The sequence below is a fragment of the Nocardia sp. NPDC049149 genome (assembly GCF_043197455.1).
In the GTDB taxonomy this organism is placed as follows: domain Bacteria; phylum Actinomycetota; class Actinomycetes; order Mycobacteriales; family Mycobacteriaceae; genus Nocardia.
In genome coordinates this window covers 1,160,093-1,170,579 of record NZ_JBICTD010000002.1, presented here as the reverse complement: position 1 = coordinate 1,170,579, position 10,487 = coordinate 1,160,093, and the positions used below count along the sequence as shown (strand labels likewise).

Annotated in this window: 2 protein-coding genes; both read left to right on the top strand. The window is 66.5% G+C overall.

Going from position 1 to position 10,487, the window contains the following annotated elements:
* Positions 1-7 precede the first annotated feature (7 nt).
* Positions 8-1,030 (top strand): alpha/beta hydrolase, encoded by a 1,023-nt coding sequence (locus ACGFNJ_RS10895; RefSeq protein ID WP_393445865.1) that lies wholly within the window; start codon positions 8-10, stop codon positions 1,028-1,030.
* A gap of 221 nt (positions 1,031-1,251) precedes the next feature.
* Entirely contained in the window at positions 1,252-10,329 is a 9,078-nt protein-coding gene (locus ACGFNJ_RS10890; protein ID WP_393445863.1) for an amino acid adenylation domain-containing protein, read from the top strand.
* The last annotated feature ends 158 nt before the right edge of the window (positions 10,330-10,487 follow it).

Here is a 10,487-nt window from a genome sequence, read left to right as displayed (position 1 = left end):
CTGTTCGATGAAGCGTTCCGTACTAAACAGGGTCAACCTGCGCCGCACCATGGTGGCCGCGCTTGCCGCGATGGTGTCCGTCACGGCGTTCGCTGGCACCGGCGTGGCGGAGCCAGACAAGACGCCTGCCGTTACCTCCGTCGTCAAAGACGGGCGCACCTGGCACCTGAAGGTGTACTCGGTGGCGATGGGCAGTGAGATCACCGTCGACGTGCAGCGTCCGGTCGACGAATCCAAGCCTGCGCCGAACCTGTACCTGCTGAGCGGGCTCGATGCCGGTTTGAGCTCCGCAAGCTGGAAAGACCAGACCAGTGTGCTGCAGTGGCTGACCGACAAGCAGGTCAATGTCATCCAGCCGATCGGCGGTAAAGGCAGCTACTACACCGACTGGATCAAGCCGGATCCGAAGCTCGGTGTGAACAAGTGGAAGACCTTCTTCACCGAGGAACTGCCGCCGCTGCTGGACAAGACGCTGCAGTCCACCGGCCTCAACTCGCTGGCCGGGGTTTCGACCTCCGGCACCTCCGTGTTGCAACTGGCCGAGGCCAAGCCCGGTCTGTGGAAGGGCGTCGCCGCCTACAGCGGTTGCGCGCAGATCGCCGACCCGGTCGGCAGGCAGTACCTCAAGCTGGCCACCGAAACGTGGGCAGGCGGAAATGTGGACAACATGTACGGCCCCGCCGACAGCCCGATGTGGGCGGCCAACGACCCGGTGATCAACGCGGAGAAGTTGCGCGGCACCGAACTGTTCATCTCCAGCGGTAGCGGCCTCCCTGTGCCTGCGGATTTGCAGTGGTACCAGGAGGATTCGCCAGGCTTCGACGGCTTGACCAATCTCGGCGTCGGCTCGGTGATCGAAGCGGCCGTCAACGCGTGCACGCACAATTTGAAGAACAAGCTCGATTCGCTCAATATCCCGGCCGCGTACGACTTCTACCCGATCGGGACGCATCGCTGGTCGTACTGGGACGACACCTTCCGTGGCTCCTGGCCGATGCTCGCGAAGAGCATGGGATTGCCGGCGAAATGACTCATCCTTGCGGCGTGCCGCACAGGATGGACTGATGGACTCGGGCGCGATGACTGTGGCAGGCAGTCATCGCGCCTGTGCCGCTTAGACGGCTGAACGAAACGAAAACGGGCTGCCACCCGTGCGGTGGATCGGCCTGCGGCGGCGCTGCGGTCGGTGCGGATGCGTGGTGGTCGCTCCGAAGGTCCGGATGGATGCCGTCCGGACAGTGAGGATGTCGAATGAACGTGCGTCGGGAAGGGCGCTCCGGTCGTCGTCGGGCGTCGTCGGTTCCGCTGTTCGTGGATTTGCTGACGTCAGCGGTGAAGACGGCCGCGGATCGGGTGGCGATTCGGTTCGAAGATCGTGAGCTCACCTACCGGGAGTTCGACGAGCGTTCGGCACAGTTGGCACGGGAATTGATCGGTCGCGGGCTCGGTCCTGGGGATATCGTCGCGATCGCGATTGCGCGCAGCCTCGAGTCGGTGCTCGCGGTGTGGGCAGTCGCCAGGACCGGTGCGGCGTTCGTTCCCGTCGATCCGTTGTATCCGAAGGACCGGATCGAGTTCATGCTTGCCGATTCCGGCTCGGTGCTCGGGCTGACCGTGTCGTCGCACCGTGCGGGGTTGGGCGAGGGCATCGAGTGGCTGGAATTGGACGACCCGGCTGTGCTGGCACGCGTGGCTGCGCAGCCGACGCACCCGTTCTGGTACGGCGATCGCGTCCGGCCGTTGACCGTGCAGCATCCGGCCTATTTCGTCTACACCTCGGGTTCCACCGGTCGGCCGAAGGCCGTGGTGAACAACAGCGAAGGTTTCGCCAGGGTGGTGGCGAGTGCCGCGCAGTGGGGGATGACTGCGGATTCTCGCGTGGCGCACCTGAGTTCGCCGAGTTTCGACTTTTCGATCATGGAGTTTCTGCCCGCCTTCGTGGCCGGTTCGACGGTAGTGGTCGTGCCGCCGACCGACTTCGGTGGGGAGGCACTCGGTGCGTTGCTGGAGAAGGAGCGCGTCACCCACTTGTTGATCACGCCGGGTGCACTGGAGTCGGTGCCCGCGGGTGAGTACCCCGATCTGGCGGTTGTGGTCTGCGGTGCGGACACCTTGAACCCCAGGCTGGTGGATCGGTGGACCGCGGACCATCGGGTGGTGTTCAACGCCTACGGCCCGACCGAGACGACGGTCTTCCTCGCGACCGGTCCGATGACGCCGGGCGCTCCGGTAACCCTGGGCCGGGTCACCGAGGGATCCACTCCGCTCATCCTGGATTCGCGGCTGCGGATGGTGCCGCGTGGGGTGGCCGGTGAATTGTATTTGGGCGGAGTGGGTTTGGCGCAGGGGTACCTGGGGCGTCCGGCATTGAGCGCCGGGCGTTTCGTGGCCAATCCGTTCGCCGCCGAGCTCGGACTGTCCGGGGTACGGATGTACCGCACCGGCGACCTGGTGCGCTGGAACGACGACGGTGAACTGGAATTCCTGGGTCGCTCGGATTTCCAGGTCAAGATCCGTGGTCTGCGCATCGAGCTCGGCGAAATCGATAGCGCCTTGTCCGCGCATCCGGACGTCGACTTCGCGGTCACCCTCGGCAGGGAGCTGTCCTCGGGCGCGACCGCGTTGGTGTCGTATGTGACGGCGCGTCCAGGAGCCACCCCCGATCCGTCGGAGCTGGCGACGTTCGTCTCGAATTCGTTGCCCGCCTACATGGTTCCGGCCGCGATCACGGTGCTCGACGAGATCCCGCTGACCCCGGTCGGCAAGCTGGATCGGGCGGCACTGCCCGAACCCGTCTTCGCCACCAGGGAGTTCCGGGCACCGGTGACCCGGGCCGAGAAGATCGTGGCCGAGGTTTTCGCGGGCGTGCTGCGGCCGGACGAGGACGAGCCGGTCGGCGCCGACGACGACTTCTTCGAGCTCGGCGGCAACTCGCTGCTCGCCACCCAGGTGGCGGCCCGGCTCGGTGCCGCGCTCGGCACTCGGGTCCCGCTGCATCTGGTGTTCGAGTCGAGCAGCGTGACCGCGTTGGCTGAGCAGGTGGACCAGTTGGGCGGATCCGCTGGTGAGGACGTCGACTTGCCGTTGCAGCCGATGCCGCGGCCGGAGCGCGTTCCGTTGTCCTATGCCCAGCAGCGGATGTGGTTCCTGAACCAGTTCAACCCCGACAGCGTGGTGGACAACATCCCGATGGCGGTGCGGTTGACCGGTGCACTGGATCTGGATGCCTTGCGTGCCGCAGTCCGTGATCTGGTCGAGCGACACGAAGTGTTGCGCACCATCTACCCCGCGGCCGACGGTGCGGGCTACCAAGTGGTCCTCCCGCTCGACGATCCGCGGGTGCTACCTGAATTTGCCACTGTGGCAGCGGATCCCGAGCGGATCCGAGAGTTGGTCATCGAGACCGTCGCTGTGGGATTCGATGTCACCGCGGCGCCACCAGTTCGGCTGCGGGCCTTGCAGATCAGCGAGACCGACCACGTGCTGGTGTGCGTGGTGCACCACATCGCCGGTGATGGTTGGTCGCTCGGGCCTCTGGCGCGCGATCTGATGACCGCCTACGCCGTACGCGCGGCGGGCGAGGCCCCCGTCCTTGCGCCGCTGCCGGTCCAATACGCCGATTTCAGCATCTGGCAGCGCACTGTGCTCGGCTCGGAAGATGATCCGCAGAGCCGTATTTCGGCCCAAGCTCAATACTGGCGTACGACCTTGGCCGGTATGCCGGACGAGTTGCCGCTGCCGTTCGACCGGCCGCGGCCGGCTATCCGATCGTTTTCCGGTGCCCGCGTGGCGTTCTCGATCGGGGCCGAGCTGCACCAGCGGTTGCAGCAGGTGGCCAAGGAGCAGCAGGGCTCGCTGTTCATGGTGCTGCACGCCGGGCTGGCAGTGACGCTGGCCGGGCTGTCCGGCACCGACGACATCGCGATCGGCACCCCGGTGGCCGGGCGTGGTGAGGCCGCGCTCGACGATCTGATCGGCATGTTCGTCAATACGCTGGTGTTGCGCACGCAGATCCGCGCCGAACGCACCGTCGCCGAGTTGCTGGCGGCGACTCGGGACACCGACTTGCAGGCGTTCGCGCACGCCGATATTCCGTTCGAGCGACTGGTCGACCTGCTCGCCCCCGAGCGCACTGCCAGCCGCAATCCGTTGTTCCAGGTGTCGCTGTCGTTGCAGAACCTGGCCGAGACAACCCTCGAACTGCCGGGGTTGCAGGTCTCCGGCGTCGGACTCGACAACCCGACCGTGAAATTCGACCTGACGCTGACCATCGGCGAAGCCGCCGCGGACACCGACGGTGGGCCTGCCGGTTTGCTGGCCGAATTCGGTTATGCCACTGACTTGTTCGACGAGGCGACGGTGTCGGGCTTCGTCGATCGCTATGTGCGGGTGCTGGAGTCGATCGCGGCGGATCCACAGCGGCGGGTCGGCGACATCGATCTGCTCGATGACGCCGAGCGCGCAGTGGTGCTGCGGGACTGGAACCAGACCGCGCACGCGGTGCCTGAGCTGGTTTCGGTGCTGGAGCGGTTCGAGGACCAGGTGCGGTCGCGGCCGGATGCTGTTGCGCTGGTGTTCGATCCCGACAACGGTGCCGCGCCGCAGCCCGTCACCTACGCGGAGTTCGCCACGCGGGTGAACCGGTTGGCCCGCGAACTGATCGAGATCGGCGTCGGCCCAGAGGTTTTGGTTGCGGTCGGTATTCGCCGTTCGGTGGACATGCTGGTCGCGATCTATGCGGTGCTGACCGCCGGTGGTGCGTACGTGCCGGTCGATCCGGATCATCCGGCCGAGCGGATCGACTACGTGCTGGCCGGTGCCGCGCCCGCGTGTGTGCTGACCACCCGCCGTGACGAAATCGCCTCCGGCGGTGCAGGTGTGGGATCTGCCAGCGAATTGCCGATGCTGTACATCGACGAGCTGGACCTGGCACGGCATTCCGGTGCGCCGCTCGCCGTCGGTGAGCGGCGTGGGGTGCTGCGCGCGGGCAATACCGCCTATGTGCTCTACACCTCCGGTTCCACCGGCAAGCCGAAGGGTGTGGCCGTCACGCATGCTGCGCTGGTCAACCAGATGAGCTGGCTGACCGACATCGTCGGGCTCGACGAGACCTCCGTCGTGCTGCACAAGACCCCGTTCACGTTCGACCCATCGGTCCGGGAGATTTTCGCCCCCTTGATGGTCGGCGCCCGCATGATTGTCGCCGCCCACGACGGACATCGCGACCCGAAGTATCTGTCCGAGCTCATCCAACGGCACGAGGTCACCGACACCTCGTTCGTGCCTTCCCTGCTCTCGGTCTTCACCACTACCGCCTCGTATGATGAAAACCGTTCCCTGCGAACCGTTTTCGCCGGTGGTGAGGTATTGCCGCCCGCGACGGTCGCCGCGTTCCGGCAGATCTCGGATGCGGCGTTGTACAACTCGTACGGCCCTACCGAATTCACCATCAACTCGAGCCTGGGACTGGTGGGAGACACCGAGTCGGCGTCGGTGCCGATCGGTAGCCCGGTGTGGAATTCGCAGGCGTACGTGCTGGATTCGGCGTTGCGGCCGGTGCCGGTCGGCGTGCGCGGCGAACTGTACATGGCAGGCGTGCAGCTGGCCCGTGGCTACCACAGCCGGGTCGATCTGACCGCCGACCGGTTCGTCGCGAATCCGTTCGGCGCAGCAGGTGAACGGATGTACCGCACCGGTGACCTGGTGCGCTGGAACACCGCCGGGGTGCTGGAGTACCTCGGCCGCAGCGATTTCCAGGTCAAGTTCCGCGGCCAGCGCATCGAGCTCGGTGAGATCGAGACCGCGTTGCTCGGCTGCCCCGGCGTGCGGCAGGCCGTGGTGCAGGTCGTGGCGACGGTGGCAGGCGATCAGCTGGTCGGTTACCTGGTCGGCACCGAGGACGTGGATGCGGTGCGAACGGCGCTGAGCCGTCAGCTGCCGTCGTACATGGTGCCATCGGCCCTGCTGGTGCTGGCGGACTTCCCGCTCAATGCCTCCGGCAAGCTGGATCGAAAGGCCTTGCCCGCGCCGGTGTTCGAGGCGCGGGAGTTCCGTGCGCCGGTGACGCTGGTGCAGGAGATCGTGGCTGCTGTGTTCGCCGATCTGCTCGGCGTCGAGCGGGTCGGGCTCGACGACGACTTCTTCGCCCTCGGCGGCAATTCGCTGTTGGCCACCCGGGTGGCGGCGCGCATCGGCGAGGCCATCGAGGGTCGAGTGGCGGTGCGGGTGCTGTTCGAGGCATCCACCGTCGCCGCGCTGGCCGAACGCCTCGAGTCGGACGCCATCGCGAACGCGCGACCGAAGCTCGTCGCCCAGGAACGGCCGGACCAGATACCGCTGTCGCTGGCTCAGCAGATGATGTGGACGCTGAACCAGCTCGATCCCGCCTCGACCGCGTTCAATATCCCACTGGCGCTACGGCTTACCGGCACCTTGGATGTGGCGGCGCTGCGCGCGGCCGTCGGTGACGTGCTGGAGCGGCACGAGTCGCTGCGCACCAGGTACCCGACCGACGGCGCCACCGGACTGCCCTATCAGCAGATTCTTTCGGCGGCAGAGGTGCTGCCCAGCGGGCTCGAGGTGCGGGCGACCGCCGACCCGCTGACCGACGCCCTCGCCGTGATGTCGCTCGGATTCGATGTGACACAGCAGGTTCCGATGCGTGCGGTGCTGTTCACCCTCGGTGCCGCCGAGCCTGGTGGTGACCAGGAGTACCTGTTCGCGATGGTGGTGCACCACATTGCGAGCGACGGGTCATCGAAGGCACCGCTGGCGCGGGACCTCATGACGGCCTATTTCGCGCGCAGCACCGGCAGCGCCCCCGCCTGGGCCCCGCTGGAAATCCAGTATGCCGACTATGCGCTGTGGCAGCGACAGGTGCTCGGCGCGGAGAACGACGAAAATTCGCTGGCCGCAAGCCAATTGGCCTACTGGCGCGGTCAGTTGGCCGGGTTGACCGCGCTGCCTGGGCTGCCGCAGGATCGCCCGCATCCGCCGACGGCATCCCACCGCGGCGCGGTGTCCATGCTCACGGTGCCCGCGGAGGTGCACCGAGCGCTGGAACACCTTGCGCGGGAACGAAATGCCACGCTGTTCATGGTCGTGCACGCCACACTCGCGGTGCTGCTCGCCCGGTTGTCCGGCCGCACCGACGTGGCGATCGGCACGCCGGTCGCGGGCCGCGGCGAACGTGCGCTCGACGATCTGGTCGGCATGTTCGTCAACACGCTGACCTTGCGTACCGAGGTGGATGGCGCGCTCGACTTCGCCACGCTGGTCGATCAGGTTCGGGAGACCGACCTGGCCGCCTTCGACAATGCCGACATCCCGTTCGAACGAATCGTGGACGAGGTCGCGCCCGATCGTGGGCGCAATCAGAATCCGCTGTTCCAGGTGCTGCTGGCCTTCGAGAACACCGAGTCCGCTCAGCTGGAGCTGCCCGGGCTGACCATCGCGGGTGTGCAGGAGGCCGAGGTGGCGGCGAAGGTCGACTTGACGATCGGCGTCGAGCCGATCGTGCACGCAGACCGCACGCTCGGTGAGCTGGTCATCGGCTTCAACTACGCGACCGACATCTTCGACGCGGAGACGGTGGCGGGTTTCGCGGACCGCTATCTGCGGGTGCTGGAGTCGATCGCGGCGGATCCGCAGCGGCGGGTGTCCGACATCGAGCTGCTCGACGACGCCGAGCGGGCAATGGTGCTGCGGCAGTGGAACTCGACTGCGCACGTGGTGCCGGAGCTGGTGAGCGTACTGGACCGGTTCGAGGACACCGTGCGGTCGCGGCCGGATGCGCTTGCGGTGGTGTCGGATCCAGGAGACGGTGCGGCGCTGGAGTTTACGTACGCGGAGTTCTCCGCGCGGGTGAACCGGTTGGCGCGCAAGCTGATCGAGGCCGGGGTCGGTCCCGAGGTTTTGGTCGCGGTCGGCATCCGTCGTTCGGTCGATACCGTGGCTGCGGTCTACGCGGTGCTGGCTGCCGGTGGCGCGTACGTGCCGATCGATCCGGATCATCCGGCCGAGCGCATCGCCCATATTCTCGATACCGCGGCGCCGGCGTGTGTGTTGACCACGTCCCGCGATGAGCTGGCGTTGCCGGAGACGGTGCAGCGGCTGGAGATCGACACCGTGGATGTGTCCGGCTTCTCCGATGCTGTAGTGACGGATGCGGATCGGCTGGCGCCGTTGCGGTCGGACAACACGGCCTACGTCATCTACACCTCCGGTTCGACCGGTCGTCCGAAGGGCGTCGCGGTCAGCCACGCCGCGTTGGTCAACCAGATGAGTTGGATGATCGGCGAATTCGGTTTCGCCGAGACCGATGTGATGCTGCAGAAGACGGCGTTCACCTTCGACCCGTCGGTATGGGAGATGTTCACACCGCTGATGACGGGCGCGCGTCTGATCATCGGCGGCCACGACAGCCACCGTGACCCGAGGCAGCAGGCGGAACTGATCGAGCGGCACGGCGTGACCGTGCTCGATGTGGTCCCCTCGCTGCTCTCGGTGCTTGCCACCACCTCCTCGCCCGCCGAATGCCGTTCGCTGCGTGCGGTTTTCCCGGGTGGCGAGGTACTGCCGCCCGCGACCGTGACCGCGTTCCGCAAGGTGTCGGATGCGGCGGTGTACAACACGTACGGACCTACCGAATTCACCATCATCGCCACCTCCTGGCTGGCGGACGAGACGGCGTCGAGTTCGGTGGTGCCGATCGGTGGTCCGGTGTGGAACTCTCAGGCGTACGTACTGGATTCGGAGTTGCGACCGGTTCCGATCGGCGTGCGCGGCGAGTTGTATCTGGCCGGAACGCAGTTGGCACGTGGTTACCAAGGCCGAGTGGATCTGACCGCTGATCGCTTCGTCGCCGATCCGTTCGGTGGCGACGGTGCGCGGATGTACCGCACCGGTGACCTGGTGCGCTGGAATACCGCTGGCGCGCTGGAGTACATCGGTCGCAGTGACTTCCAGGTGAAGCTGCGTGGTCAGCGTATCGAGCTGGGCGAGATCGAGACCGTGTTGCTCGCACATCCGGCGGTCAGCCAGGCGGTCGTGCTGGTGGCCGACAGCGCGACCGGTCAGCAGCTGGTGGCGTATGTAGTTGCGGTGCCGGATCTTTCAGTTGAAGCGGCAGAGCTGACCAAGTTCGCCGCGGAGCGGTTGCCTGCCTACATGGTGCCCGCGGCGGCGGTGGTGCTTGCGGAGCTTCCGCTCAACAGCTCGGGCAAGCTGGATCGGAATGCCTTGCCCGCACCGGTCTTCAAGGTGCGCGAGTACCGCGCGCCGGAGACGCCGGTGCAGGAGACCGTGGCCGGTGTGTTCGCGGAACTGCTCGAGGTCGAGCGGGTGGGTCTGGACGACTCGTTCTTCGAACTCGGTGGCAACTCGCTGCTGGCCGCCCGCGCGGCGGCCCGTCTGGGTGCCGAACTGCGGGAAAAGGTTCCGATGGTGTGGTTGTTCACCGCACCGACGCCGGGCGAGCTGGCGGAGGCACTGGAGAACCGCCGATCGGGCCGGGTCGACCTGGACGCTGCCTTCGATGTCCTCCTGCCGCTGCGTACTTCCGGTGCGGGGGCGCCACTGTTCTGTGTGCATCCCTTCGGTGGCATCGCCTGGTCGTTCGCCGGATTGGCCGCGCACCTCGACGATCGTCCGATCTACGGGTTGCAGTCGCCTGCACTCTCGGATCCGTCGTCCTTGCCGGAGTCGATCGACGAGTGGGCGCAGCGCTACGTCAAGGAAATTCGATCGGTGCAGCCCACGGGCCCGTACCACCTGCTCGGCTGGTCGCTCGGCGGTGTGCTCGCCCATGCCATGGCTGTTCAGCTGCAGGAAGAGGGCGAACAGGTCGCCCTGCTGGCGATGATGGACAGCCACCTGCAGGCGGAGCGAGTGACGATCGACGAGAACACCGCGGTCGGCGCCTTCCCGCTCCAGGAACTGCTCGGTGGCCTGCTCGGCGGCAACGCGGTCGAGCTGCAACTCGACGAGACGTCAGACGTGTCGGCCATCGCCGAACAGCTGGCCGGTTTGCCGGAGCCGTTCGCCTCGCTCGGCGTCGAGCGGATTACCCGGTTCGTGCAGGCGAACGTCGAGATGACGGCGTTGACGGTCGGGTATCAGGCCGCGAAGTTCCATGGTGATGTCGTGTACTTCACCGCGACCGAGACCGCTCCAGCCGGTCTGGCGGGGGCCGCTACCTGGGCGGGCGCGGTGGACGGCACGGTGCACGATTACCCGGTTCCGGTGACGCATTGGCGGATGAGCGACCAGGCCGCCCTGGCGCGGATCGGATCGGTGCTGACGGAGTCGCTGGCGTCATCGCGGGCGTAACTTTTTGTGAACTTTGTCCGATGGTCTAGACGGACATGGGATGACTTTCGAGGTGAACGGTCCGCCTGCGGCCCTCAGACCTGGGAAGACTAGCGAAACTCTGGTGCGATGGGCCGGAGTGGGCCACATTTCCGGCGTTTAGGTGGTCTAGGGACAGC